This window comes from Pontibacter korlensis, assembly GCF_000973725.1.
Lineage (GTDB): Bacteria > Bacteroidota > Bacteroidia > Cytophagales > Hymenobacteraceae > Pontibacter > Pontibacter korlensis.
On sequence record NZ_CP009621.1, the window covers coordinates 4,929,935 to 4,955,890 of the forward strand.

Here is a 25,956-nt window from a genome sequence, read left to right on the forward strand (position 1 = left end):
AGGCTTTTTCATTTTATAGCAAGAGTAGGAAGCAGGGGATCCAAGGAACTAGTAAACTGGCAAATAACAGGTAAAATTTGTGTCTGATAAGAGCGGCTCAAACGTATATATAAATAGAAACATGTTTCACCTATACCTGTAGAACCATGAACCTTACGCACGAATTAAGCCACTCTGCCCCCAAAACCAGCGCTAGCAACCCTATCTGGATGGACGGCCTTCGAATTGCCTTAGGTGTCTTTCTCTTCATAAAAGGTATCCTATTTCTGGAGCATACGAGCGATGTGTTCTATATCTTCAGTCAGAGCCAGGAGCTTATTGATATCAAGAAAGCCTCGGTATTAACCAGCGGCGTGCACATAGTAGGCGGAATGATGATAGCCATAGGTATGCTAACACGCCTTTCCTTACTTTGCCAGATACCGGTTGTACTAGGGGCTGTGCTGATTGTAAACCCACAGCGCGGTATGCACCTGGGCAACACTGAACTTTGGCTATCTGTTGCCGTGCTGGCTCTTCTGGTGTTCTTCATGATTGTAGGCCCCGGCCGCTATTCTGTAGACAACAAGGTACTGCGCCAGCAGAAGCCAGAAGTTTAAACCAAGAGCTTACGAGAAAATGCCAAAGAAAGCCCTAACACTTGGGGCTTTAGCCAAGGGATGAATTTGGTTTTCTTATTGAACCACTCGATGTGGTGCAGCATCCCTTCACTTTTGCTGGGTTCGATCTTACCCTATGTTCTACCGCCTGCACTTGCCGGCTGTTACCTTTGCTGCAGCAAACATGCCCTGCACCGGGCAAGGCGCCAAAAGCAGCCGTGAACCAGATCAAGACATACCGCTTCCGACTCAAACTCACCAGGGCGCAGGCACAGACTTTTGCCCAGTGGCTCGGTTCGTGCCGGTATGTCTACAACCTGTGTCTGGACTACAAGAAACAGCTCTACACTCACCATACTGTTTCCATTAACAAACACCAGATGCAGCAAGAACTTGCAGCCATTGCCAAGGAGGTTGGGTGGATTGGCTGTGTTCACTCACAAACTTTACAGGAGGTGACTGATAGGCTCTTCAAGTCCTACGATGGTTTTTTCAAGCAAGGCAAGGGATTCCCCAGGTTCGCCAGTATCGCTCCTTCACCCACAAGCAGGGGGTGAAGCTGCACCAGAACACTTGTAAAATTCAACTACCTAAGATCGGGAAGGTGAAATACCGCAAGTCACAGGATGTGCAGGGGGTTATCAAGACAGCCAGCGTTGTCAAGGAAGCAGATGGGTGGTATGTGACGCTGTGTTGTGAGGTGGATATTGAGCGACTACCACAGATAAGCAAAGTGGTAGGCTTGGATGTTGGTATCAGGTCCTTCGTTGTCACGTCTGATGGTGTTGTTGTAGACAATCCTAAACACCTATACCGCTATCAGCACCAGTTAAGGAGAGCGCAACGTGCTGTATCGAGGAAGAAGAAAGGTGGCAGCAACAGGCGCAAGGCTGCCGCAAAGCTTGCCAGGCTGCACCTGAAAGTGAGCAACACCCGCAAGGACTTCCACCATAAACTCAGCACGCAACTCATTCGCGAGAGCCAAGCGATTGTTGTTGAACAGCTTCAAATACAGCATATGGTTCAGAACCACAAGTTAGCCAAATCAATATCGGACGCTGGATGGTATCAGTTCGTGCAGATGCTGGAATACAAGTCCAAATGGTATGGTCGGGAGCTTGTGAAGGTAGCCCCCACCATACTTCTCAGGACTGCTGGGTATGTGGTTGGCGAAACACCGAGCTACAGCTATCGGACAGGTATTGGACTTGTTCTAACGGACATGTCCTGGACAGGGATGTGAACGCAGCTAGCAATATAAGAAACAAGGCGGTCGGGCAGACCGTTTCAGCTTGGGAGATATACAAGGACAATGGTTCGGTAGCCCAAGAATCCTACTGCCTTTAGGCGTGGGAGTGTCAAAGCAACAGATTGTACAGAATATTTTAAAATTCAGCAACTTTTTTCACAAATTGTTGACAAGCTTGCACTATACACTGCCCATACATATAAATATTCACACTATATTTTGCACTAAAATACATCCGGTTTGTGGCCGTACACGTTACAAATAGTAGTTGTTTACATGTTTCACTTTAAAATGTAAAGCCATGAACCTAACACACGACATGCATCGCGTTGAACGCTGGGCTGATACACATCACCCCATGTGGCTCGACTTCCTTAGGATTGGCCTTGGCATATTCCTGATGGTGAAGGGCTTTATGTTCATTCAGGATACGCAAGCCCTGTTTAGCATTATGAACAAGAGCCAATTTCCGTGGGTATCTATGGGGCTAGCGCATTATGTAGCATTTGCCCACCTGGTGGGCGGCCTGCTGATAGCCCTCGGACTGATAACCCGCATCGCTATCCTATTCCAGTTGCCTATATTGCTAGGTGCTGTATTTTTCATCAACCCGGAAAGAGGCTTCTACTCCGAAAACACTGAACTATGGTCTTCTGTAGTTGTGCTGTTTTTACTTATTTTCTTCCTGGTTTTCGGTTCCGGCCGTTTTTCAGTAGATCAGCTCATTCGTAAACCAGACAAAGACTGGCTGTACTGAAATAGCAGATACCATGGGATGAAAAGGAAATTGTTTTGGCTTTTTAGGTTAAGCAACTTGAAAAGCCTAATTGATTGTTCACAGAGTATTATCAGAAGAAGGCAGGCACAGGGACAAAAACCTTTGCCTGCCTTATTTGTTTTCACGGCGCTTTACCCCATTTTTGCAGTAGCACGTACGTGTTAAAGTTTACTGACAGGACATTTTGATACCATCCACTCAAGCATGGTATTGACTAATGATAATTGTTAAATGACAGAGAAGTACCTGAGCCTGAACGGCAAGAAGTTCTACTACGACGAAATTGCATCTTACTCTTTCCGAAACAGCATTCCGCTAAACGGTTATGAGAGCAAAACCCTGGAATTCTGCCGCAACTGGCTTAATGGAGTGCAGGAATTTCCAATTCAGACTTCTGGCTCAACCGGTGTACCTAAAACCATCACCCTCACCAGAAATCAACTGGAAGCCAGCGCCCGCCGCACCATCAAGCTTTTAAACCTGAAGCAGGGAGATTGTACCTTAGTGTGCCTGAACACAGAATACATTGCTGGGATGATGATGCTTGTGCGTGGTTTTGTTGCTGACCTCCAGATGATCATTGTAGAGCCAATAGGCAACCCTCTGTCGCTCGTAAGTCCTGATGAAAAAATAGTTTTCGCCTCATTTGTTCCGATGCAGATACCCACCATTTTGCAGGAAGCCCCGGAGCGACTGGAGCAGCTGAACAGGATGAAAGGCATACTGGTTGGCGGAGCACCGGTTACACCAACCCAGCAACGAGAATTGCAGCGTATACAGGCACCTATCTACCACACGTACGGTATGACGGAGACAGCCTCACATATTGCGCTGCGCAAACTCAATGGCTTCGATGCAGCCGACTATTACGACGTGCTGGATAGCATACAGGTAGGTTTGGATCGTCGCGGCTGCCTAACTATAAAGGGAGACATCACCAACAATGAGCTGCTGATAACTAACGATATTGTGGAGCTGCTAACCCCTACCCGCTTCCGCTGGATTGGCCGTGCCGACAATACCATTAATACTGGCGGGGTAAAGGTGCAGACCGAGAAGGTAGAGCTAGCCATAGCTGAGGCCTTTGCAGATAACGACAACTCCCCCCGCTTTTTTATTGCACCGCAGCCCGATGAGGTGCTGGGCGATAAGATCGTGCTGATACTGGAGGGAGCACAGCTAGCACAGGAAGAAGAACAGAAAATGCTGGACCGCCTGCGCCAATTGCTTAAGAAGTACGAAATGCCAAAAGAAGTATACTACAGCCCTTCGTTTACAGAAACTTCTACCGGAAAAGTGTCGCGGCAGCGCACCCTGCAGAAACTTGGGCTCTATACTGACTAAGCAGCAAAAATAGAACAGCCGCTGTTTAGCCCCGTACTAGTTAGCAACCAAACAAAAAACATATGAAAAAGACTATCCTATCAGGTATTTGCTCAGCGTTGTTTATAATTGGCCTGAGCAGCTGTAGTGGTGGCCTGTTTAAAGCCAAAGCACCTGTGCAACTGCAAGAGGTATGGGCTTCTGATAACACCCTTAAAACGCCGGAATCGGTATTATTCGACCCGGATCGTAATCTTATCTACGTTACCAATATCAACAAAGACACCCGCACAAGTAAAGATGGGGATGGCTTCATTTCTACTTTATCTCCGGAGGGAGAGATACAGCAACTATACTGGGTAACTGGCCTGAACGATCCCCATGGCATGGCCCTGCACAACAATGTGCTTTATGTAGCCGATATTGATGAGGTAGTAGCTATTTCCACACAATCGGGTGCCGTATTAGGACGCTACCGCGCCGATAAAGCCAGAATGCTGAACGGTGTGGCAGTAGATGACAGCGGAAACGTGTATGTGACCGATACAGAGGAGCACCGCCTATACGTGCTGCGCAACGGCCGTCTTACCACCTGGATAAACAATACCAAAGGAAAACGCCCTAACGGTATCTTTATTCAGGGCAACCGCATGATTGTAGCTTTCTCGGGTAGTGCCCAGGTGATGCTGCTGGACCCTGAAACCAAGAGGTTCTCAGAGTGGGTAGATGATGTAAAGGCGGCTGACGGTATCGATGCAACCGGTGATGGCACTTACCTGATCTCGAGCTGGAGCGGGGAAATATTTTATGTAGATGCTCAAAACAGGAAATGGAGCCTGCTAAACACCAGCAGCCAGAACATGAACACTGCCGATATAGACTATGTGGAGCAGCGAGGACTGTTATTAGTGCCTACCTATAACGATAATAGAGTGGTAGCTTATAGACTAAACCCCAGATAAATACGTTAGAGACTTATACCGTTATAATGTTTGAGGCAAGGCAGCTGCACCGTTACGTGTTAGTTGCCTTCTCATTTTAAGCCCATAAGCTCTCTTGCCGATGAAAAAACTGCCCACCTTACATATACTAAACGGCGACGCTTCTCTCCCTGCATTTAATGCTGCGAACCTGCCAGGCCAGGTACTGGTGTGGCGGGAAGTACTTTCGGAGGGACCTGCTTTTTATACCTTGTCGGAAAAAGAGTTTTGGAGGAAGCGACAAGAGTACATTACCTCTGCCTATAGCAAATCCAGCGAAAAGTATAAAGAAAAAGTAATAGATGAGCTAAAAAAGCTGGAAGGTGCAGGCGCATTTTTTGAAGTAGTGCTTTGGTTCGATACGGACCTGATGTGCCAGATTAACCTGCTTTACCTTTTGCAGTACCTCCAACAGATCAAGCCAAGCATAGTTTCGGTTTGCACCCCAGCGCCCGGAAGGAACATCGCCTTCCTGAAGCCTGATGAATTTCAGCAGTTGCTGGAGGATCGGCAACAGCTTACAGAGGAGCAACTGCAGCAGGCTGTAAAGCTATGGCAGCTCTATGCTGGCCCCAGCCCAATAAACTTGCAGCTCCACCTGCAGCAGTTACTTATGCCTCTGCCCTACCTACAGCAAGCGCTCCAGCTCCACCTCCTTCGCTTCCCGGACTGCACCGATGGACTAAGCCACCCGGAGCGTATGCTGCTACAGATTATTCAGAATGGAGCCAGAAGTGAGGCAGAGCTTATGCAACAGTTCTGGCAACAGGAGCCTGGCTACGGGTTCGGTGATGCGCAGCTAAAGCAAATTTTATCCCACCTGCAGCCTGACCTGGTACAGGCAAAAGAGCCACTGTCGCTTAGCTTTTTCGGTGAACGGGTGTTAGAGGGATATGCCTCCTTTACTCCAAAATCGCGTTGGGTAGGGGGCATGGAGATAAACGGTAGCTGCCCTTATTGCTATGATAATGAAAAAAATAGCCTGAGGAAGTGCTCTTAATGTAATTTGGCACCAAAACTGCAACAGAGGCTGGGATACCTTATTTAATTGCAGAACAGATGAAGACAAAGCAAAAGTATACTCTAGCGCTGGCCATGAGCCTTCCTGTATTTTCCTTAGCCTCTATAGCATCCATCGCCCAGCATACAGCTCTTCCTGCCCAATCCAAAGAGCATATATTGGTTATTGCAGAAGATGGTGACACCCATATAGAAACTTTATCGGGCATCCATATGAGGCCTACCAGTAAAGGTACTTTTCAGCTGGACTTCTCTCAGGAGCTGGATGAAAATGCAATGCTGGAGATAAAGAACTCAGCAGGTAAGCTGGTGTACCAAAAGCCTGTGAGTATTGAAGGCAACCGTACCGCCTGGCGCTACCAACTCGGTAAGCTTAAGCCAGACACCTACCTGATTGAGGTAAAAACAAGTGACACCACCTACTGGACCAAGTTCAAAGTAAGTCGATAACAAGAGTGAGCAGGAGCGCTTCTCCACAACAACTGCAGAGAGGCGCCCCTGTTATATTTTGTGCCACTCCCGCACCACGTGGTAAAGTATAGCAGCACCTAGTTTAGCAGTTTGGTTGTCTATGTCAAGGGATGGATTGAGTTCTGCAATGTCTATACTTAAAAGCTTGCCACTTCGGACAACTATTTTTAGTAGCTCCAACACCACATCTGGTTGCAGGCCTGCCGCATTAACTGCACTTACACCTGGCGCATAAGCCGCTGAAAAAGCATCCAGATCAACTGTAATATAAACCTGCTCCACCGAGTTTAAGAAATCCTTCAGCTCCTTTTGTAGCAAAGCCAGCTTATGCAGCTGTACATCCTCCGCAAACGTATAGCTTACCCCTAGCTGCTCAGCAACTTTAAAAAGAGCACGTGTATTTCCATACTCCTGCAGCCCGAGAACTTTATATGTGAATTCGCGATGCTGCTCCTGCAACCTATCTGCTATCTGAAGAAAAGGTGTACCTGAACTTGCCTGCTGCTCGTAGCTGCGCAGGTCAAAATGTGCGTCGAAGTTCAGAATGCCCAGCTGTTGTTTTTCTGTAGCTTCCTCTAACCCCAGAAAGTGTCCGTAAGCGATCTCATGTCCGCCTCCTAGCACCATGGGGCGGTAACCGTGCTGTAACAGCAAAGCTACTTTGTTTCCTAGCTGATCCTGCGCCTCCTCAAGGCTTCCGTGTGTACAGAGTACATCCCCGGCATCATAGAGAGCTACATGATTTGGCAGGTGGTGTGCAAAAGAAGCCATGGCACCACGCAGGGCTTCAGGCCCGGTTGCGGCTCCTACCCTGCCCTGATTGCGCCTAACGCCTATATCACAGCAAAATCCTATAAAAGCGAAAGCCACTTCGCCCTGCGCTACAGGTGCTATCCCTTTGCTCAGGTCCAGCAACTGCATGGCCTGATGCCATCGCAGCCCTAATGCTCCATCATGTTTATCAATACGCCCTTTCCAAGCTTCTTTGGTAGCTGGTTTGTACATGATGTCTGAGATGTTATTGTCTTACTTGTTTGATAAAAAACCTGACTTAGGCCTAAGCTTTAACGCTCTTCCCATTCTTCCATACTTTAGCTGGCTTTAGCTTACCCTGCAGGTAAAGAATTTCTTTATAATTTTCCGTTGGGAAAGCGATCATATCAGCCAGTTTACCCTTTACCAACTCGCCACGATCAGAAAGATTCAAAGCCTTAGCAGCACGAGTTGTAATGGCGGCCAGTGTCTCGGCTGTGGTAAGTTTTTCTGCTGCGCCCAGTATGGCAGCTTGTAGCAGGAGGTCGCCCATAGGTGCAGAACCAGGGTTCCAATCGGTGGCAATAGCCAGGCAAAGACCTCCGTCCAGCATTTTGCGTGCAGAGGCAAAATGCATCCCCAAGCCCAGCGAAGCACCGGGAAGTACAGTGGCTACCACGCCTGCGTTTCGCAACAACTCGATTTCCTCGTCGCCACTTGCCTCCAGGTGGTCGGCACTGATGGCACCGGCTTCTGCAGCTACTCTGCTGCCACTGGTACTAAACTGATCCGCATGCACCGTTACATCAAAGCCCAACTCCTTTGCCGCCAGCAGGTACTCCAGCGCCTCTTCCTCCTTAAAAGCGGTTTCCTCTACAAAAATATCTACCCGGTTGGCTAACTCCTGCTCTTGTATCTGCGGCAACAATTCTGTTAGCACCTCTTCTAAGTATAGTTTGGCGTCTGAATGCTCTGGTGGCAGCATGTGTGCCGCCAGGCAAGTTGGAATCAGGTCCATCTTATGGTGCTTATTCACTAGCTTTATCGCTTCCAGCATCTTCAGCTCCTCCTCTACTGTTAAACCGTAGCCGCTCTTCACTTCACAGGTTGTAATGCCGTCACTCAGATGTCGGTCGCAGCGTTTCTTGAGCAGGTCTACGAGCTCTACCAGTGTCGCTTCTCGCGTTTTACGCACACTGTCTAGTATGCCTCCGCCGCTTCGGGCAATCTCCAGGTAAGACTTTCCAGCCACGCGCATGGCGTAATCGTTGGCACGGCTACCGGCAAAGCAGATGTGCGTATGAGCATCAATCAGCCCTGGCAAAAGCACCATCGGCTCCTCTATCAGCTCCAGCTCATACTGCTGCTCCAGTGCCTCTTGATGTAGCTTTTCATAGCTACCGGTCTTTATGATCAACCCTTCCTGTACCAATACGCCAGCACGCTCTATCACCTGCAGTTCTTCATCCTTTATCGCGCCAGCCTCTGGTAGATCGTCCATAGGTAGTATCTGGCTAAAAGGGCCGACTAAGGTTGTTTGCGTTTTCATGGTTTTAATGTTTCTACTTTAGGAAATTTCACTTGTGAGTTGAGCTCAACTTCATTTCTACTTTGCTTTATAGGTGCTGCTTGATTACAGTTGCTCTTATTTGATTTGCAGCTATACATTCTGGCTACTGTTCATCCACAGCTTTACATTTTGCCTGTTTCACATCTGGCTTTGGAGCGCTCAAGGCCGCGGGGCCTCGTCTCCCCGCATCGCGCTGCTTTCGCTTCTTTTGCTCCTGTGTCGCAATGCCTCACTTCGTTCGGCACCGGAACCTCTCGAGGCGCTCAACGGGGAGACGAGGATCAGTGTCAATAGCTTCTGCCAATGCATATATCTGCTTAGGTCGGAGGTTAGAAAGCCTGATTAGAGTTCTAAACCAAACTTTCTGGCATTTTCCTGTGCTGCCTCATATCCGGCATCGGCATGGCGAAAGATACCCATGGCTGGATCGTTGTGAAGTACGCGACGCAGGCAACGCTCGGCACGCTCTGTACCGTCTGCCAGGATAACCATACCGGCGTGCTGAGAATAGCCAATACCTACGCCGCCACCGTGATGGAAAGACACCCATGTAGCACCGCCCGCCGTGTTAGACATCAGGTTAAGCAGCGGCCAATCGGAAATGGCGTCGGAGCCGTCTTTCATTCCTTCGGTTTCACGATAAGGAGAAGCCACAGAGCCGCAGTCCAGGTGGTCGCGGCCGATTACGATTGGCGCTTTTACTTTACCCTCGCGCACGAGTTGGTTGAAGAGCAGCCCAGCTTTCTCTCGTTCGCCCATGCCTAGCCAGCAAATACGGCACGGCAGCCCCTGAAAAGCTACTTTTTCCTGCGCTTCATCCAGCCATTTAATCATGTGCGTGTTCTCCGGGAACAGCTCCTTAAGAGCTTCGTCCGTTACACGTATATCTTCCGGGTCACCGGACAGGGCAGCCCAGCGGAATGGTCCTTTCCCCTGGCAGAATAGAGGTCGGATATACTCAGGCACGAAACCGGGTATGTTAAATGCATTTGCCTCTCCACCCTGCTGTGCAAATTCGCGCAGGTTATTACCATAATCGAAGGTTCTGCTGCCGCGCCTCTGCAGCTCCAGCATGAAGCCCACGTGGCGTGCCATACTTTTAAGCGATAGTACTTTATACTTTGCCGGGTCTTGCTGGCGCAGCTCCTTGGCCTCCTGCAGGCTCAGCCCATTCGGCACATAGCCGTTAATTGGATCATGCGCAGAAGTCTGGTCGGTTAGTATCTCCGGGGTGATATTATCTGCAATCAAACGCTCCAGCACATCGCCGATGTCGCCAACCAAGCCAACTGAGATAGCTTCGCCGCGTTCTTTCGCCTCCAATACCCACTGCTTCGCCTCCTCATAATTATGAGTCATTTTATCGATATAGCGCGTGTCGAGACGTTTTTTAATGCGGTCCGGGTCTACGTCTACACCCAGGAAAGTGGCCCCTGCGATGGTAGCGGCCAATGGCTGAGCGCCCCCCATACCACCTAAGCCGCCTGTAACAAGCAGCTTGTGGCGTAAATCGCCGTTAAAGTAGCGGTCACCGCAGGCAGCAAAGGTTTCGTATGTGCCCTGCAAAATGCCTTGAGAGCCTATGTAAATCCAGCTACCTGCTGTCATCTGCCCGTACATAATCAGGCCACGTTTACGCAGATCGTTGAAGTACTCCCAGGTAGCCCAATGCGGCACCAGGTTGGAGTTCGCTATGAGTACACGCGGTGCCTCAGGGTGCGTGCGTACCTTACCCACTGGCTTACCTGATTGCACCATCAGGCTTTCGTCCTCTTCCAGTTCCAGCAGCACTTCAATTATGTTGCGGGCATCCTCGGGTGTACGTGCCGCTTGTCCGGTGCCACCGTATACTACCAGGTCAGCAGGGGCTTCGGCTACTTCGTCTGTCAGGTTGTTCAGGAACATGCGCAAAGCAGCTTCGGCTTGCCAGTTCTTAGCGTTTAGCTCTGGTCCGCGAGGCGGAATATAGGTAGGATGATTGGCGTACTTCTGAATGAATTGTTCGGCAGTAAGGCCGGATTTTACAACTGGTGCTGTTGCAGTGCTTGTATTCATAGTTTTGTAGTTTTTAAGTATGGGTTTAGTCAATTATCTGAAAATTTATTCAAATAAAACAGTGAAACACCACTAAATTTAGACCTGAACTCACGTATCCACATCGATTTATACTTCCCTTTCATGTTTCACCTGCCTTTAACCTCTATACCTGCCCATTTCGGAAACATAGATATTTACCTCTTCGATCAGCTCCTGAAAGGACGCATCCAGAAAGGCATGAAACTGCTCGATGCTGGCTGTGGAGCGGGACGAAATATTCAATACCTGATGCAGGCTGGCGTGAAGGTGTATGGGGCAGACGTTTCTGAGACAGCTGTTAATAAAGTCAAAGCATTGGCTGCAGAAGTTGCTCCTACCCTGTCTCCTAAAAACTTTGTAGTCTCTGACCTGGCGACTCTGCCCTTTGCAGATCATCAGTTTGACGTTGTGCTGTGTAGTGCAGTACTGCATTTTGCTCAGGATGATTCTCATTTCAGGAGTATGGTGCGGGAGCTGTGGCGCGTGCTACTGCCAGGAGGAATGCTCTTCTGCCGCTTCGGCACTACCATTGGCCTTGAAGGAAAATTAGAACAGGTGGAGCCCTGCAAATATAAGATGGCGCACGGGCCGGTATGGTTTCTGGCAGATGAACCACTGGTGCGGGGACTGGTGCATGCACTAGGTGCTGAAATACTGGAACCCCTAAAGACAGTGCTGGTAGAGCGGGAACGAAGTATGACCACGCTGGTATTAAGAAAAAGGACCAGACATTCTGAAGATGCCTGATCCTTTTTTATAGTTCACAGATAAGAATATTACGGAACCACACATCATCACCGTGATCCTGCAAGGCGATTTTGCCACTCTTATAAGACCCAAAGCCAGGGATGTCTTTAAACTTGCTGTCGCGAATCAGCTCCTGCCAGGTCTTATCCCAAAGCTGCAGCGCCAGGGTCTGCTCTCCATTCAGGTACAGCTCTACCTTACCGCTCTTGCAGATCAGCTCGGTCAGGTTCCACTCTCCGGCTGGCTTTACAGTTTCTTTAGTAGCCGAAAGCAGGTCATACAGGTCACCGGCGCGGCGCTTTGGTATCATGGCATCCGCATGCAGGGCATTGTCGAGCAACTGTATCTCGGGACCGGACTGCCAGCTTTTCTCATATTTTTCCGGCTCTTCCTGCACATAAAACAGAAGGCCGCTGTTGCCACTGGGCGGCACTTTCCACTCTAGTTTCACATGAAAATCGCCGAAGCTGTCATCCGTCACTAAATCACCGCCCTTTACACCATCACAATGCATAGCGGCAGTGCTGAGGTGAAGGACCTTATCCTCCACCAGCCAGGCTGCACCAGCCGTTTGCTCGCCATAGCTATGCCAGCCGTTTGTGGTTTCGCCATCAAATAGACTCCGCCATTTCTGCTGCATATGCTTAGTCGTTCAGGGCTAGAATGTAGTCTACCATTTTCCTGGCGTCTTCCTTGCTCACATTCTGGTGTGGCGTCATAGGTACCTCGCCCCACACTCCGGCTCCGCCCTCAATGATTTTGGTTACCAGGTGGTTGATATTTTCTTCGGTAGGCTCATACTTTTTGGCTACGTCTATATAAGCTGGCCCAACCAGTTTCTGATCGTTTCTGTGGCAGGCAGTACAGTCAGACTTGGCAATCAGAAGTGCTCCTTCCTGTTGCGGCGGCGTCTCAGCTTTCTCCAGAGGAGCAGTAGCCCTGGCTGCCGGCGACACTTGCTGCGGTGCATTTTCCATAGCCTTAGCCACAGAATCGCGGTAGCTCTGCTCATAGTAACGGTCGTACTCTGACTTTGTCTCACCACAGGAAATAAGTATAAACCCAAGGCTCAAGGCACTAAAAAGATATTTTACATTCATTGTTATAAAGCATGATTTGGTATGCTATACCAGTTGAAGAGTTGCTTTGTTGCGGATGGCCCAATTCATAAAAGCTCTGTTTCTGTACAAGGTTGGATCTGAGCTGCAACCCAAGCTCAAAGTAAGCTAGCTACGTTCTCCACTCCCATATAAAGTATAGTTTTTTACTGTGCCATATTTTAGATAAACAGGGCTTTTAGTGCTGTAGCTGGTATGGAGTGGCGTACCTTCCAACAAAAAATATTGAAGTATAACCATCAAGTCTCCGGCTGTTGGCACCAGAAAAATTCAAATTCGCTATATTACAACATCAAGCACATATCTAACCTTATAAGTACCATGACATCACCCCTTACCAGAACGCTTTGGTTGCTGCTCATACTGCCGTTTCTCTCGGCAGGTTTGGCTGTGGCCCAAAAACTCCCCGGCATTGCCTCCAAAACGGCAGGCATGAAAAAGTATCCCGGTTACTTTACCTTTTACTATGATGATGCCGCTGGCAAAATATGGCTGGAGGTAGACAAACTGAACCAGGAGTTCCTGTACGTAAACTCGTTGCCAGCAGGACTCGGCTCTAACGACATCGGCCTGGACCGCGGCCAGTTGGGAGGCGAAAGAGTAGTATACTTCGAGAAGGTCGGACCTAAAGTGATGCTAGTGCAGCCTAACCTAGGGTACCGCGCCATCACGAATAACAAGAACGAAGCACGAGCTGTAGAAGAATCTTTCGCCAAGTCTATACTTTGGGGCTTTAAGGCAGAGGCCGAAGAAGGAAACAGAGTATTGGTTGACGCTACTGACTTCCTGCTCCGCGATGCTCACAACGTAACGGGAAGTATAAAGCGCACAGGCCAGGGCAATTATAAGCTTGACGCCAGCCGCTCAGCTGTTTACCTGCCACGCACCAAAAACTTCCCGCAGAACTCTGAGTTCGAAGCCACCCTTACCTTTACAGGTGGCGATGACGCAGGCCGTTTCGTGTACGAGGTAGCCCCGGACGTACAAGCCCTCACCCTGCGCCAGCACCATTCCTTTATTCAGTTGCCAGACAATAAGTATAAACCCCGCGAGGCCGATCCACGCGCCGGTTACTTCGGCATTTCCTACTTCGACTATGCCACACCGGTAGACGAGAACATAGAAAAACGTTTTATTGCCCGTCACCGCCTGCAGAAAAAAGATCCATCGGCCAGGGTGTCAGAAGCTGTGGAACCTATTGTGTACTATGTAGATAATGGCGCACCAGAGCCTATCCGCACTGCCTTGCTGGAAGGTGCCCGCTGGTGGAACCAGGCGTTTGAAGCTGCCGGCTACCGAGATGCCTTCCGGGTAGAAGTTTTACCTGATTCAGCCGACCCGATGGACGTGCGCTATAATATTATTCAGTGGGTACACCGAAGTACTCGTGGCTGGTCTTACGGCGCTTCGGTAACAGACCCACGCACAGGTGAAATCATCAAAGGGCATGTTTCGCTGGGATCTCTGCGCGTGCGCCAGGACTACCTGATTGCCGAGGGTCTGCTGGCTCCTTATGAAGAAGGAAAGCCAGTGAACAAAGCTATGATGGACATGGCACTAGCGCGAATCCGACAGCTTTCGGCACACGAGCTGGGTCATACATTGGGCATCATGCATAACTATGCCGCCAATAACAATGCCTCTGTAATGGATTACCCGCATCCGCAAGCAAAGCTCGACCGCACTGGCAACATAGACCTGAGCAAAGCTTACGACACAGGTATAGGCGAATGGGATAAAGTAGCAGTGACATATGGTTACCAGGATTTCCCGGCAGGCACGAATGAGAAACAGGCCCTGAACGATATTTTAGCCAAAGGCAGAGCAAACAACCTGCAGTTTATCTCCGACCGTGATGCCCGTGCTACGGGAGGTGCTCACCCAACCGCCCACCTTTGGGATAATGGCACCAGCGCCACAGATGAGCTACTGAGCGTGCTGCGCATCCGTGAGAAGGCACTACAAAACTTCTCTGAGAGGAACATTAAGCCTGGCGCAGCTATGAGTACTCTAGAGGATGTGTTGGTACCGATCTATAACTACCACCGCTACCAGACAGAGGCTGCTGTAAAACTGATTGGCGGCCTGAACTATACCTACGCTGTGCGTGGCGATGGCCAACTGGTAACCGAAGTGGTAAGCAAGGGAGAGCAGCAAAAAGCGCTGGATGCCATGCTGAAAACCATCTCGCCGGAAGTGCTTGCAGTACCAGAGCATATCATCAAGCTGATACCGCCACGTGCCCCTGGGTTACGTAACAGCCGAGAGCTTTTCGCCAAGCGCACCGGCCTTACCTTCGATCCACTGGCTGCCGCAGAGGCCTCTGCCGATTTCTCTGTGTCATTCTTGTTGCACCCGGAGCGCGCGTCGCGATTGGTTGAACAAGGAGCCCGTAGCAACACCCTTAGCCTGCAGAATGTAACAGAACAGCTGATTCAAAACACCTGGAAGAGCCGCCGCGAAAAAGGATTACAGGAGCAAGTGCAGCTGCAAACAGAACAGGTAGTACTGACACACCTGATGGCCTTGGCAAATAACGAAGGCGCTTCTTACCAGGCTCGCGCCGTAGCCACTGCCACACTAAAGGATCTGAAAAACTACATTGAAACCAGGCTGCGCACCAACAAGCAAGGCACCTACCATGCTCACCTTACGTTTGCCCTAGAGCGATTGAACCGCCCTGTTGTAGAGGAGGTGAAGCCAAACAAAACATTAGACCTGCCTCCGGGCTCACCAATAGGAAGTGGTGAAGTACTAAGGTGTGAGTAGGGAAAGTATACTTTGAAAAGGCCTGCTTTAGACAGAATAACCCTCTGTCTAAAGCAGGCCTTTTCTTTATGTCCTACAATATCAGTGTTGGTTGTGCAGATGTATTTAATGCCTTGAACTTCTCTATGTTAAAAAATTAGCATCAACACCTTCAAACAGTTAATAGCAAACACTAACCTCTATCAGCCACTTTTAGCATTCATCTTAATAAAATCATAAACAGCCTATAACGCTCACGTAATCTTGACATTGTAGCTTTGATCAATCATAAATCACTGCTATGAAGAACTTTACTCTCTCAACACTTGGCCTTGCCCTAGCACTGGCTACCACCACAGCAACAACTGGCTGTAAAGATAAAGTCAAAGAAGATCCGGAGAAGCCATCCCCTGTGGCTTTCAAAGATTATTCAGTTAACCCTGCCTTGGTAAAAACGCTCCAGGGTTTTGACAGGGTGAAGGTTCATACCTTAATCAGCAGCGACGACGTGCTCGAGCAGTCTCCTGACTTTATTTATGGTGCTCAGCCTGATGGTGCTGGCATGATGCGCAACCCTAACGGCGAAGGCTATGTGATGGTGACGAACCACGAGATACTGCAGTCAGTATCGCGCGTTTACCTGGACAAGACGCTGAAGCCTGTTAAAGGAGAATACATTGTAGATGGAGCCGGTGGTATGTGGCGCCTTTGCTCTGCTACCCTGGCAACACCGGAAGAGCACGGCTTTGGCCCTACGTTATTAACAGCTGGTGAAAGCGGCATAGAGTCTATGATCCACTCTATAGACCCGATGGGCAGCATAGCTGACAGAAGCCGTACCGACCGCACCCTGGCTGCCTTGGGCAAGTGCAGTGCTGAGAACGCTGTGCCACTTCCTACCAAAGCCTTCCCTGGCAAAACAGTAATCTTTATAGGCGAGGACGAAAGCAACCCGGCCAACAGTATGGGTCAGGTAAACATGTACCTTTCTAACACAACAGGTGATCTGCAAAATGGTAAGTTATACATGCTGCGCCGCCAGGACCAGAACATAACTGAAACTGCCATGGAAGTAGGTAAATCCTACGACGTAGAGTTTGTTGAGTATGACAATGTAAAGTCCAGCACTGGTGCACAGTTGGCTGCTCAGTCAGTTGAGAAAAAAGCCATACAGTTTGCCCGCGTAGAAGACCTGGACTATGGCAAAGGTAACGCTACCAACAATCGTAACCTGTACTTTACCTCTACTGGCGTTAGCCCTGATAAGATCAACCCGGCTCCGGGTTTAACAATGTGGGGCCGTGTGTATAAGCTGGAGCTGGACGCAAAAAATCCGCTGAAAGGCAAAATCACACCACTTATAGATGGCAACGAAGATCCAGGTAACAGCATCGTGAATCCGGATAACATCTGCGTAACTGAGAACTATGCCTACATACAGGAAGATGGTGACTCCTTCTACCGTGACAACAAGCACGACGGCCGCATCTGGCAGTTTGACCTTCGCACAAAAACACTGAAGCCGATGCTCGAGATGGACCACCGTCGCGATGATGCTACCTTCAACGCTAAGTATAACTCTGTGAACTCTGACAGGCTGAGCAGCTGGGAGTATGGCGCCATGTATGACATCTCTGATCTGATTGGTGTACCGGGCACATTTGTAGTAAACCTCCACCCTCATACCTGGCAGGATGAGAAGTACAAAGGAGCTGACGGTAGCGGCGTTTCCTCTAACAAAGAAGGTGGCCAGACTGTAATCCTGAGAAACGTGCCAAGATAACTATAGACCCTTATCCAATTAATTCCCCAAAGCAAGCCTTCCGATATAATTGGAGGGCTTTGCTTTTAACCGTTTGGAGCCAAAGCTTATGAAAAGCATACTATATTTTACCCTGCTTGCTCTCGGCACATTTCTTTTTAGTTGCAAGCCTGAAACTCCCCAAACACCAGCATCAAAAACCAAAGCGTACCTGCTTGCCAACCTCGATACGCTACAGCACAGTGCAGAGCATCAGTTGCTGCGCCTGGCTATAGCAGGCTCTTCAGACTCCTTACGTTTGGCTTTCCAGGAGGCTCGGCGCAGGTATAAAAAAGTGGAGCTGTTTACTGAGTACTATGCCCCAACAGCCAGCAAAGCCCTGAACGGTGCACCGCTGCCAGAGTACGAGGTGCTGGAGTCAAAGTCTTTCGAACCATCTGGCCTGCAGGTAATAGAAGAGTACCTCTACCCTACTTTCGACACGACCAACCGTGAAGAGCTGGTGCGTGAGGCAAAAAAGTTTGTATCGGTGCTTGGCAGGGCTAGGGTCATACTACGCGAAACTGAATTGGAAGAGGCAAACATTCTTAACGCCTGTAAGCAGGAAATCTACCGAATCATGGTACTCGGCATTTCAGGCTTTGACACTCCCCTTACAAACACAGGTGTAGCAGAGGCTGCCGTTTCGCTTACCGCTGTGCAGGAGGTGCTAAGCTTTTTTGGAGAGCACCCGGAGCTGCAACAGTTACTACAGGAGGCTATACACTATACTTCCAGTTCGGAGGATTTCGATGCGTTTGACCGCTTAGCTTTTATTACCCGTTTCGCAAACCCTATTACCTCTTATATTACCAATTGGCAGCAGGAACTCCAGATAGACGACCTACCCAACAGGCTAGTCTTAAACTCAAAAGCTGCTACGCTATTTGATAAGGATGCCCTGAACAACGATGCCTTTGCCGGTTCGGCTGATGCAGCCTCTACGCCAGACAAAGTTGCCTTGGGTAAAGCCTTGTTCTTTAGCCCTGTTGTTTCAGGGAACACTAGCACCTGCAGTACCTGCCATCAACCTGAGCTGGCTTTTACCGATGGCTTACCGAAGAGCGCCTCATTGGTAAAGGGCAAGTTTGTGCAGCGTAATGCTCCAACACTGTATTACGCCGGCTTACAGCACTCCCAGTTTTACGACATGCGTGCTACTACACTCGAGAGCCAGGCTGTAGATGTAATTCGGAATAAAGATGAAATGCATGCATCGGTAGAAGAGGCTGCCCAAAGGCTAAACCAACAGCCCGACTTTGTGCAGGCTTTTCAAACTGCATTTCCAGGTATGGAAACGGAAATTCAACCAAGGCACGTCATGTTGGTACTCGCCAGCTATGTACGCTCCCTTACCCCCTTCAACTCCCGCTTCGACAGGCACATGCGTGGCAAAGAAGGGCAGCTGTCGGCAGAAGAGATCAAAGGTTTTAACCTGTTTATGGGCAAGGCCAAGTGTGGTACCTGCCACTTTATGCCTGTATTTAATGGCACCGCTGCCCCCGCCTTCACCAACACGGAGGCTGAAGTCTTAGGTGTGCTGGCAGATCCTAAAGCCCCTCACCCTACCCTGGACCCAGATAAAGGCCGTTACGGCTTTACTCCGCTGGATGGGTTACAGCATGCCTTCAAAACACCTACGCTACGAAATATCTCTAAAACGGCACCTTATATGCACAACGGCGCCTACGAAACGCTGGAAGAGGTAATGGACTTTTATAACAAGGGCGGTGCAGCAGGCATGGGCTTACAGCTGGAAAATCAAACCCTGCCCCCCGATCCGCTCAACCTGACACCCGAGGAAACCAAAGCTATCATTGCCTTTCTGCAAACACTGACAGATGAAGTATAGCCAGAAAACAACAAAGGCCTATGTAGTAAATCATAGGCCTTTGTTGTTTTATCAAACTTGTGGGTTCATATGCTATATCGAGTTGTACCCGTAACTTTATTTCTCACAGCTCCAGAGCATCGCGGACATCAATAGCATCTATGTAAGGTTCCAGCACTGCCACAGCATTGGCAGTACTTTTAAAGATACTGAAAACCTGCACCTCATCTCCAGCCCAAAGCTCTATGAATGAGTTATTTACAGCATAAAGAGTTACGGTCCACTTATTATACTTGCGCTGGGCAAGTACAGTCCCGTCTCTTGCTATTATCTCCGCCTGACTCCTGAAAGGGAGCCTCTCAAACATTGAATATTCCAGCATACTTCGTATCAAACAGTCAGCTATAGATAAGGGTGGTAGCCCTTAAATAGTTTCATCCAGGTAGTGCTAATATAAGGCTTCACAAGCTGTTTTCTAATCATAGTCCCGGTGGTACTTATCTACACTTATCCGCGCCACTTTCTGCTTTAGGGGCAGTGAAAAAATTTCAGTCCTGAAAAAGAATTTTTGACAGAAAAACTGTCATTTTTTCGCAGGGCACGAATTGGCATTCAACTTGTTTTGGGAAAGTTAGCTATGAAGCAAATGGTTAACTTAGATAGGTTTAATGGTTAATTAAAGAAAGGAGGGTAGAATTATGGGAACTCTAATGAAGCAAAACCGAGATTTATTCCCAACCATTCCTTCATTCTTTGATGACAATATGTTGAGGGATTGGTTTAACTGGCCGTTACTCAATAACTCAGAGCGCAGCTCTGTTCCGGCTGTAAACATTAAAGAGACAAACGATGCCTTTGAGCTTGAAGTAGCTGCTCCTGGAATGAGCAAGCAAGACTTCAAAGTTGAGCTCAACAACAACATGCTTGTGATTTCTGCTGAAAAAGAGAACAAGCATGAGGAACAAGATGATCAGGGTAACTTTACCCGCAGAGAGTTCAACTACCAGTCTTTTACGCGAACTTTCAGTTTGCCAGAAAGAATGGTGCTAGGCGACAAGATCTCTGCCAAGTATAAAGATGGTCTCCTTTGCATCACTGTTCCTAAATCAGAAGATGCTAAGGTGAAACCAGCTAAGCAAATTGAGATAGCTTAACAAAAAAGGGCGGTAACATACCGCTCTTTTTTGTTATCATCCTATTCTTACAGAGGCTCTCCTTTCCAACATCTATCCAACGCAGGTATCAACTAATCGCAGCGCCATGCAGGCTGTTTCCTTTCACGTTTTAAACCTTCCTGCTACCTTTACCTCTAATAGAAAAGCACTATATACATAACCTACATTTATTCTTACCCTTATGAAAAGAAGATTACAAGCTTTTCTCTTCTTACTACTCCTGACAGGGAGCCTTGCGCAGGCCCAGGTAAAAGACCCTGTGGTAGAAGGAATAGTAAAAGAGGCTAACGAAAATTCTCAGCTAGAGCAGCTGGCTCATGAGCTGTTGGATGGCATAGGTCCACGCCTGGTGGGTACGCCACAGATGCAGCAAGCACATGACTGGGCTGTGGCTAAGTATAAAAACTGGGGCATCGAAGCCCGCAACGAAAAGTGGGGTGAGTGGCGCGGCTGGCAACGTGGTGTAACGCATGTAGATATGGTGCACCCACGTGTGCAGTCTCTGGATGCTATGCAGCTTGCCTGGAGCCCCGGTACCAAGAGCAAAGGCGTAACTGCCGAGGTAATTGCACTTCCGAACCTGCAGGACTCAGTGGCCTTCCAAAAATGGCTGCCAAACGTTAAAGGCAAGTTCGTGATGATTTCTATGCCGCAGCCAACCGGCCGCCCGGACTATAACTGGGAGGAATTTGCTACCAAGGAGTCGCTGGAGAAAATGCATCAGCACCGAGACTCGCTTAACAAAGTATGGTCGGAGCGCATGGAAGCGATTGGCTACAATGGCCGCTCATTGCCGCCGGCACTCGAGCAGGCTGGTGCAGCAGGTGTGGTTACCTCTAACTGGTCGCGCGGCTTTGGCGTGAATAAGATTTTCGGAGCCTATACCAAGAAAGTGCCAAGCATTGATATGGAACTGGAAGACTACGGCATGCTGTACCGCCTGGCGGAGTCCGGTCAAAAACCACAAATAAAAGTGGTTGCTGAGTCTAAGAACCTGAAAAACGCCCCTACCTTCAACACCATCGCTGAAATAAAGGGAACAGAGAAGCCAGAGGAGTATGTGATCCTTTCTGCCCATTTCGATTCATGGGATGGTGGCACTGGTGCTACAGATAATGGTACAGGTACTATTGTAATGATGGAGGCGATGCGTATTCTTAAGAAAATGTACCCTAACCCGAAGCGCACCATTCTAGTCGGCCACTGGGGAAGCGAAGAACAAGGCCTAAATGGTTCACGTGCCTTTGTAGCAGACCATCCGGAAATTGTGAAGAACACACAGGCAGTTTTCAACCAGGATAATGGAACCGGTAGAGTGGTAAACATTTCCGGCCAGGGCTTCCTGCATGCCTATGATTTTCTGGGTCGCTGGTTAAGCGCAGCTCCGGAGAACATTACCAGCTCTATTGAAACACACTTTCCTGGCTTCCCGGGTGGTGGTGGTTCTGACCACGCCTCTTTCGTAGCTGCTGGTGCCCCGGCGTTCATGCTTAGCTCACTAAGCTGGTCTTACGGTACTTACACCTGGCATACCAACCGCGATACTTACGATAAGATCGTGTTCGACGATGTGCGCAACAACGCCATATTGGTAGCTATACTTGCCTACAAAGCCAGTGAGGACCCTAACATGGCCTCTCGCGAACGAATTGTTCTGCCTATAGACACTAAAACAGGTGAGCAAAGAACCTGGCCTGCACAAAGAGAGCCGAACCGCAAGGGTGGCTTGGACTAAAATAATCTAAGTATAAAAACCTCAAAAGGGGCTGCCAAAATTGGCAGCCCCTTTTGTTTATAGGCGGCATCTTCAGCAAAACACCAGATAAATGTAGGATATTGGCCCCATGGATACTTAATTGCATGCCCAATTAAAGTTGTTACACAGAGTTTATAGTTTTGAAATCCAAAAGTATCTCCCTCAGGGAAACGTTCTTCATCGGCCTGATGCTGTTTGCTGTTTTCTTCGGCGCAGGCAACCTGATTTTTCCTTTATCGCTGGGTCAGGCTTCCGGCACAAACATTATACCTGCCATCATAGGCTTTCTGATGACCGGTGTTGGGCTTCCGCTGTTGGGAGTTATTGCCATCGGCACTTCAAAGAATGAGGATGTGCAGACTATTTCGGCTAAAGTACACCCACTGTTTGGCTTACTCTTTCCCGTAATTATTTACCTAACTATAGGTCCTTTGTTTGCTGTTCCAAGAACAGGTACTGTGTCGTATGAAATTGGGGTTGCTCCTTTCCTATCAGAAAGCCTGAAGTCATCCGGCATTGGCATGGTGTTGTATACGGCCTTCTTTTTTGTAGTTACATACCTGCTTGCCCTAAATCCGGGCAAGGTGGTAGATCGCATAGGTAAAATCCTTACCCCGGTGCTGTTAATCATCTTGGCGGCGCTTCTCCTGAAAAGCTTTTTTGCACCACTTGGCTCCATTCAGGCTCCCCTAGAAGTTTATGAAAGTGCCCCATTCTTCAAAGGCTTTCAAGAGGGGTATCTCACCATGGATACCATTGGATCCTTTGTGTTTGGTCTTATCGTAATCAATGCCATCCGAAGCAAAGGTGTGGAGAGTACAAGCCAGATAGCTAAAGTATGTGTTACTGCTGCTCTTATTGCCGCCATTGGCCTTGGGGTAGTGTACATTGGCTTAGCCTATACCGGGGCCACTAGTGTAGGTGCTTTAGGGCACCTCGAAAATGGGGGCATGATCATCAGCCGTGTTTCTCACCTACAGTTTGGTTTGGCAGGTAAAGCTATACTTGGTGTGGCTATTACGTTTGCCTGCCTAACAACAAGTGTAGGCCTGGTAGTGGCCTGTGCCTCCTACTTCAGAAAGCTCAGACCTACCGTAGGCTACAAAACCTATGTGCTAGTCCTGACAATCATTAGTGCTGTGATCTCTAATGTAGGGCTTACCCAGATCATCTCTTTTTCAGTGCCTGTTCTGGTTACCATCTACCCTATTGTTATTGTGCTGATCGCCCTTACCATGTTTAGCTCCTTCCTTAAGAGCAAGAGGCTGGTTTATACCTGGGCCGTTATGTTTGCAGGTCTTGTTAGTATAGTTGATGGGTTAAATGCTGCTGGTCTGGCCTCTGCAAGCCTGAACGAGTTTCTGACAGATTACTTGCCATTGTTTAGCCTTGGTATGGGATGGCTGTTTCCTGCTATAGCAGGAGGGTTGATTGGCTTTATTCTCTCGTCGCGGCAAAACAACTATATACTCGAAAAAGCGTAACACTGGCAGCTAAAAATGCTTAAGCAAGATACAGTTCTACCGTAGTAATCTATATCAATATTTAAAGGAAAACTGAACTTTATATCAGGGTTTTAAACTGTTGCTTTATAATTTCCTTCTTTCGTAAATTTGTGTTCTCAAACACATCATATGATTCAAGAGCTTACAAATCCGTTTGGCCGAGTTTATTTAACTATCGAGACGAATACTAAAAACAGATGGATACATGTAAACTGGATGGGCTACCTGACGGAGGAGAATATTAAGAACGGAGCTGCAGCCTATACAAAAGCACTAGCTGATGCCGGTTTTAATTGTGTGCTAAACGACACCCGCCTGATAATTGGAGGCTGGGACCACTCCTTAAACTGGGTTGTGAATGAATGGGCTCCTCGTGCTGCACGAGCCGGGTTAAAGTACTTCGCCATGATCACTAATCCTGAAACCTTTGGCGGGTCTACAGCTTCAACTTTCTACAGTAATTTAAAGTCTTTCCAGGCTGAGGTTTTTGATGATAAAGCCAAAGCTGAAGAATGGCTTCGTCAGTACTCGATCGAACGCTAATCTAGAAGTCGCATAAGTATAAGTTATATTGACATTCCCACCGCTAAAGCAGGTGGGATTCCTGGGCTACCTGGCTACTGCGACCGTATATCTCCCAAGCTGAAACGGTCTGCCCGACCGCCTTATTTCTTATATTACTAGCTGCGTTCACATCCCGGTGCAGGGCATGTTTGCTGCAGCAAAGGTAACAGCCGGCAAGTGCAGGCGGTAGAACATAGGGTAAGATCGAGCCCAGCAAAAGTGAAGGGATGTCGCACCACATCCAGAGCGTCTTTGCCCACATCGACGCCCAGGTTCTGACAGAGTAAATTCTTCATAGCTGAAGGGGCTTAAGTGGAAAAAAAACATTCATCTTCCGGGCCTACACTCACTCATGCCTGCGGATGGGGCAGCCTCTAGGTACTGTCCAGGCTTTTAAGAAGAAGAGAAAGGGAAGGGATTCCTTGGGGGCGACATCATCAAAGTGTCTAGTGCAAGGGCTTTCTCCTTCCCTTTCTGTTAGCTTACGTTTAAGAGCCTGATAAAATTGAACTTACGCTTATACTGCCAAAGATATGAGTGCGAGGGCTTTCTTTGGCATTTACTCGTAAGAGCAAAGGTATGGGCAGTTCGTCCATACCTTTGTTATTTTAATCCTGACAGTAAAGCGGCTACCTAATTAGCAAACGATCCATACAACTATCTCCTTATACACCACAGCCTGCTTATGTACCTTTGCTCTCGTAGCAATACAAAGCATTAACTGCTTAGAATAGGTATAGCCCTGTCTTTCCCGTACTTTTGTAGTATAAGGATATGCCTGCAGGCTACTGTTATGAAACCAGACTCTAAATTTTGCTGCAATAGCCCCCGCAATTATATGGAACCGATAAGATTAAATAAATTCATTAGCGACTCTGGCTACTGCTCGCGCCGCGAAGCCGACAAAATGATAGAGCAAGGTCGTGTAACCGTAAACGGGAAAAGACCTGAGGTTGGCGCCAAGGTAACGGCTAAAGATAAAGTACGTGTAGATGGTAACCAGCTAGAGGTAGATGCTGTGGAACCTGTGTACCTTCTCCTGAACAAACCTCCAGGTATCGAAACCACTACAGATACTTCTCAGAGGGACAATATCATCAGCTTCACCAATTATCCGGAGCGCATCTTCCCTGTTGGTAGATTGGATAAAGACTCTGAAGGCCTCATCATCCTGACGAACAATGGAGACATCGTGAACAAGATTCTGCGTGCAGGAAACAAGCACGAGAAGGAGTATGTCGTAACAGTAGACAAGCCCATCAACCAGGATTTTGTGGAGAGGATGAGCAATGGCGTGTCTATACTAGGGGTAAACACCAAGAAGTGCTTTGTGGCGCAGGAAGGACCTACCAAATTCCGGATTATACTTACACAGGGTATGAACCGCCAGATCAGGCGCATGTGTGAAGCGCTGGGCTATGAAGTACAAACACTGCAGCGTACCCGCATCATGCATCTTTCGCTCTCTAAAATTCCGCTTGGCCAGTGGCGCAACATGACCAATGCCGAAGTGGAAGAACTGATGCGCCTGATAGAGCACTCCACCAAAACAGAGGAGGGTTCTAAAGGCAAGAAACCTGCGAGTGAGCCTTTGGCTCCTGCCAAAAGCAAAAAGCCTAAGCAACATAGTAGTGCACCAGCTGGCAAGCAGAACCGCACTGGTAGCAGCCCAAGAAGCGGTAAAAGCGCAACTGCCGGAAAGCGAGACAAACCTAAAAGCGGTGGAAGTGCCAGGGGCTCACGCGGTGCAGCCAAAGGTGCTGCTCCAAGTGGCAAAGGAAGAGGCGCCTCGGGCAAAGGAGGCGCAGCTAAAGGCGGAAGAAGAAGATAAACTGCTCGTTCTCCCTTTTCAAAGCATTTCCTGGATAATTAACAGCAATAGGTAAAGCAAT

23 protein-coding genes and 1 pseudogene are annotated in these 25,956 nt (G+C 48.6%); 17 read left to right on the forward strand and 7 right to left on the reverse strand.

Annotated features, from left to right (window positions below; translation table 11 throughout):
• The first annotated feature begins 146 nt into the window (after nt 1–146).
• The 8 genes and pseudogenes from PKOR_RS21140 (at nt 147) to PKOR_RS21170 (ending at nt 6,399) form a co-directional block, all read left to right on the forward strand.
• A complete protein-coding gene (locus PKOR_RS21140) occupies nt 147–599 on the forward strand; it encodes a DoxX family protein (RefSeq protein WP_046313332.1) in 453 nt (150 codons plus the stop codon).
• Nucleotides 600–691: 92 nt separating this feature from the next.
• Complete coding sequence (locus PKOR_RS23790) at nt 692–1,156, forward strand: helix-turn-helix domain-containing protein (protein WP_158453814.1); 465 nt, start codon at nt 692–694, stop codon at nt 1,154–1,156.
• Nucleotides 1,153–1,946, forward strand: a pseudogene (locus tag PKOR_RS23795) (RNA-guided endonuclease TnpB family protein). The gene PKOR_RS23790 and the pseudogene PKOR_RS23795 overlap by 4 nt, the downstream one beginning before the upstream one ends.
• Before the next feature lie 203 nt (nt 1,947–2,149).
• On the forward strand, nt 2,150–2,605 hold the full coding sequence (locus tag PKOR_RS21150) for a DoxX family protein (RefSeq protein WP_046313334.1): 456 nt from the start codon (nt 2,150–2,152) through the stop codon (nt 2,603–2,605).
• Nucleotides 2,606–2,857: 252 nt separating this feature from the next.
• Entirely contained in the window at nt 2,858–3,970 is a 1,113-nt protein-coding gene (locus tag PKOR_RS21155; protein ID WP_046313335.1) for an AMP-binding protein, read from the forward strand.
• 62 nt (nt 3,971–4,032) lie between these two features.
• Nucleotides 4,033–4,911, forward strand: a complete 879-nt coding sequence (locus PKOR_RS21160; protein WP_046313337.1) for an NHL repeat-containing protein — start codon at nt 4,033–4,035, stop codon at nt 4,909–4,911.
• Nucleotides 4,912–5,011: 100 nt separating this feature from the next.
• Nucleotides 5,012–5,929 carry a DUF1835 domain-containing protein gene (locus PKOR_RS21165; RefSeq protein ID WP_046313338.1) on the forward strand — a complete coding sequence of 306 codons (918 nt, stop codon included), beginning with the start codon at nt 5,012–5,014 and terminating at the stop codon, nt 5,927–5,929.
• Between the two features lie 59 nt (nt 5,930–5,988).
• Entirely contained in the window at nt 5,989–6,399 is a 411-nt protein-coding gene (locus tag PKOR_RS21170; protein ID WP_046313340.1) for a hypothetical protein, read from the forward strand.
• 51 nt (nt 6,400–6,450) lie between these two features.
• On the opposite strand, the gene hutG is transcribed toward PKOR_RS21170, so the two are convergent.
• The 3 genes from hutG to hutU all read right to left on the reverse strand — a co-directional run bounded on the left by hutG (nt 6,451) and on the right by hutU (nt 10,798).
• Nucleotides 6,451–7,425 (reverse strand): formimidoylglutamase, encoded by a 975-nt coding sequence (gene hutG, locus PKOR_RS21175; protein WP_046313341.1) that lies wholly within the window; start codon nt 7,423–7,425, stop codon nt 6,451–6,453.
• A 52-nt stretch (nt 7,426–7,477) separates the two neighbouring features.
• Entirely contained in the window at nt 7,478–8,722 is a 1,245-nt protein-coding gene (hutI, locus tag PKOR_RS21180) for an imidazolonepropionase (protein ID WP_046313344.1), read from the reverse strand.
• A 363-nt stretch (nt 8,723–9,085) separates the two neighbouring features.
• On the reverse strand, nt 9,086–10,798 hold the full coding sequence (gene hutU, locus PKOR_RS21185; protein WP_046313346.1) for a urocanate hydratase: 1,713 nt from the start codon (nt 10,796–10,798) through the stop codon (nt 9,086–9,088).
• 123 nt (nt 10,799–10,921) lie between these two features.
• Here hutU and PKOR_RS21190 point away from each other — a divergent pair, with 123 nt between their 5' ends.
• Complete coding sequence (locus PKOR_RS21190; protein WP_046313347.1) at nt 10,922–11,566, forward strand: class I SAM-dependent methyltransferase; 645 nt, start codon at nt 10,922–10,924, stop codon at nt 11,564–11,566.
• Between the two features lie 7 nt (nt 11,567–11,573).
• Here the strand turns inward: PKOR_RS21190 and PKOR_RS21195 are convergent, their stop codons facing one another.
• Nucleotides 11,574–12,206 carry a 3-keto-disaccharide hydrolase gene (locus PKOR_RS21195; protein ID WP_052739005.1) on the reverse strand — a complete coding sequence of 211 codons (633 nt, stop codon included), beginning with the start codon at nt 12,204–12,206 and terminating at the stop codon, nt 11,574–11,576.
• 4 nt (nt 12,207–12,210) lie between these two features.
• Entirely contained in the window at nt 12,211–12,666 is a 456-nt protein-coding gene (locus tag PKOR_RS21200; protein WP_046313349.1) for a c-type cytochrome, read from the reverse strand.
• A gap of 339 nt (nt 12,667–13,005) precedes the next feature.
• Here PKOR_RS21200 and PKOR_RS21205 point away from each other — a divergent pair, with 339 nt between their 5' ends.
• The 3 genes from PKOR_RS21205 to PKOR_RS21215 all read left to right on the forward strand — a co-directional run bounded on the left by PKOR_RS21205 (nt 13,006) and on the right by PKOR_RS21215 (nt 19,085).
• Nucleotides 13,006–15,453 carry a zinc-dependent metalloprotease gene (locus PKOR_RS21205; protein ID WP_046314732.1) on the forward strand — a complete coding sequence of 816 codons (2,448 nt, stop codon included), beginning with the start codon at nt 13,006–13,008 and terminating at the stop codon, nt 15,451–15,453.
• A 280-nt stretch (nt 15,454–15,733) separates the two neighbouring features.
• A complete protein-coding gene (locus PKOR_RS21210) occupies nt 15,734–17,215 on the forward strand; it encodes a PhoX family protein (RefSeq protein ID WP_046313352.1) in 1,482 nt (493 codons plus the stop codon).
• A gap of 88 nt (nt 17,216–17,303) precedes the next feature.
• Complete coding sequence (locus PKOR_RS21215; RefSeq protein WP_046314733.1) at nt 17,304–19,085, forward strand: cytochrome-c peroxidase; 1,782 nt, start codon at nt 17,304–17,306, stop codon at nt 19,083–19,085.
• Between the two features lie 103 nt (nt 19,086–19,188).
• Here the strand turns inward: PKOR_RS21215 and PKOR_RS21220 are convergent, their stop codons facing one another.
• Nucleotides 19,189–19,446, reverse strand: coding sequence for a hypothetical protein (locus PKOR_RS21220; RefSeq protein ID WP_046313353.1), 258 nt, complete (start codon nt 19,444–19,446; stop codon nt 19,189–19,191).
• 328 nt (nt 19,447–19,774) lie between these two features.
• On the opposite strand from PKOR_RS21220, the gene PKOR_RS21225 reads away from it, so the two are divergent.
• The 4 genes from PKOR_RS21225 to PKOR_RS21240 all read left to right on the forward strand — a co-directional run bounded on the left by PKOR_RS21225 (nt 19,775) and on the right by PKOR_RS21240 (nt 24,043).
• Nucleotides 19,775–20,218 (forward strand): Hsp20/alpha crystallin family protein, encoded by a 444-nt coding sequence (locus PKOR_RS21225; protein ID WP_235336920.1) that lies wholly within the window; start codon nt 19,775–19,777, stop codon nt 20,216–20,218.
• Between the two features lie 202 nt (nt 20,219–20,420).
• On the forward strand, nt 20,421–21,974 hold the full coding sequence (locus PKOR_RS21230; RefSeq protein ID WP_046313358.1) for a M20/M25/M40 family metallo-hydrolase: 1,554 nt from the start codon (nt 20,421–20,423) through the stop codon (nt 21,972–21,974).
• Between the two features lie 161 nt (nt 21,975–22,135).
• Nucleotides 22,136–23,479, forward strand: coding sequence for a branched-chain amino acid transport system II carrier protein (brnQ, locus tag PKOR_RS21235; protein ID WP_071843176.1), 1,344 nt, complete (start codon nt 22,136–22,138; stop codon nt 23,477–23,479).
• A 150-nt stretch (nt 23,480–23,629) separates the two neighbouring features.
• Entirely contained in the window at nt 23,630–24,043 is a 414-nt protein-coding gene (locus PKOR_RS21240) for a hypothetical protein (RefSeq protein WP_046313359.1), read from the forward strand.
• 137 nt (nt 24,044–24,180) lie between these two features.
• On the opposite strand, the gene PKOR_RS24910 is transcribed toward PKOR_RS21240, so the two are convergent.
• On the reverse strand, nt 24,181–24,360 hold the full coding sequence (locus tag PKOR_RS24910; protein WP_148561768.1) for a hypothetical protein: 180 nt from the start codon (nt 24,358–24,360) through the stop codon (nt 24,181–24,183).
• Between the two features lie 542 nt (nt 24,361–24,902).
• On the opposite strand from PKOR_RS24910, the gene rluF reads away from it, so the two are divergent.
• A complete protein-coding gene (rluF, locus tag PKOR_RS21245; protein ID WP_046313360.1) occupies nt 24,903–25,895 on the forward strand; it encodes a 23S rRNA pseudouridine(2604) synthase RluF in 993 nt (330 codons plus the stop codon).
• Nucleotides 25,896–25,956: the final 61 nt, after the last annotated feature.

Coding starts and splice junctions, on each gene's coding strand:
- PKOR_RS21140 (WP_046313332.1), top strand. CDS start 147: ATGAACCTTACGCACGAATTAAGCCACTCTGCCCCCAAAACCAGCGCT.
- PKOR_RS21150 (WP_046313334.1), top strand. CDS start 2,150: ATGAACCTAACACACGACATGCATCGCGTTGAACGCTGGGCTGATACA.
- PKOR_RS21155 (WP_046313335.1), top strand. CDS start 2,858: ATGACAGAGAAGTACCTGAGCCTGAACGGCAAGAAGTTCTACTACGAC.
- PKOR_RS21160 (WP_046313337.1), top strand. CDS start 4,033: ATGAAAAAGACTATCCTATCAGGTATTTGCTCAGCGTTGTTTATAATT.
- PKOR_RS21165 (WP_046313338.1), top strand. CDS start 5,012: ATGAAAAAACTGCCCACCTTACATATACTAAACGGCGACGCTTCTCTC.
- PKOR_RS21170 (WP_046313340.1), top strand. CDS start 5,989: ATGAAGACAAAGCAAAAGTATACTCTAGCGCTGGCCATGAGCCTTCCT.
- hutG (WP_046313341.1), bottom strand. CDS start 7,425: ATGTACAAACCAGCTACCAAAGAAGCTTGGAAAGGGCGTATTGATAAA.
- hutI (WP_046313344.1), bottom strand. CDS start 8,722: ATGAAAACGCAAACAACCTTAGTCGGCCCTTTTAGCCAGATACTACCT.
- hutU (WP_046313346.1), bottom strand. CDS start 10,798: ATGAATACAAGCACTGCAACAGCACCAGTTGTAAAATCCGGCCTTACT.
- PKOR_RS21190 (WP_046313347.1), top strand. CDS start 10,922: ATGTTTCACCTGCCTTTAACCTCTATACCTGCCCATTTCGGAAACATA.
- PKOR_RS21195 (WP_052739005.1), bottom strand. CDS start 12,206: ATGCAGCAGAAATGGCGGAGTCTATTTGATGGCGAAACCACAAACGGC.
- PKOR_RS21200 (WP_046313349.1), bottom strand. CDS start 12,666: ATGAATGTAAAATATCTTTTTAGTGCCTTGAGCCTTGGGTTTATACTT.
- PKOR_RS21205 (WP_046314732.1), top strand. CDS start 13,006: ATGACATCACCCCTTACCAGAACGCTTTGGTTGCTGCTCATACTGCCG.
- PKOR_RS21210 (WP_046313352.1), top strand. CDS start 15,734: ATGAAGAACTTTACTCTCTCAACACTTGGCCTTGCCCTAGCACTGGCT.
- PKOR_RS21215 (WP_046314733.1), top strand. CDS start 17,304: ATGAAAAGCATACTATATTTTACCCTGCTTGCTCTCGGCACATTTCTT.
- PKOR_RS21220 (WP_046313353.1), bottom strand. CDS start 19,446: ATGCTGGAATATTCAATGTTTGAGAGGCTCCCTTTCAGGAGTCAGGCG.
- PKOR_RS21225 (WP_235336920.1), top strand. CDS start 19,775: ATGAAGCAAAACCGAGATTTATTCCCAACCATTCCTTCATTCTTTGAT.
- PKOR_RS21230 (WP_046313358.1), top strand. CDS start 20,421: ATGAAAAGAAGATTACAAGCTTTTCTCTTCTTACTACTCCTGACAGGG.
- PKOR_RS21240 (WP_046313359.1), top strand. CDS start 23,630: ATGATTCAAGAGCTTACAAATCCGTTTGGCCGAGTTTATTTAACTATC.
- PKOR_RS24910 (WP_148561768.1), bottom strand. CDS start 24,360: ATGAAGAATTTACTCTGTCAGAACCTGGGCGTCGATGTGGGCAAAGAC.
- rluF (WP_046313360.1), top strand. CDS start 24,903: ATGGAACCGATAAGATTAAATAAATTCATTAGCGACTCTGGCTACTGC.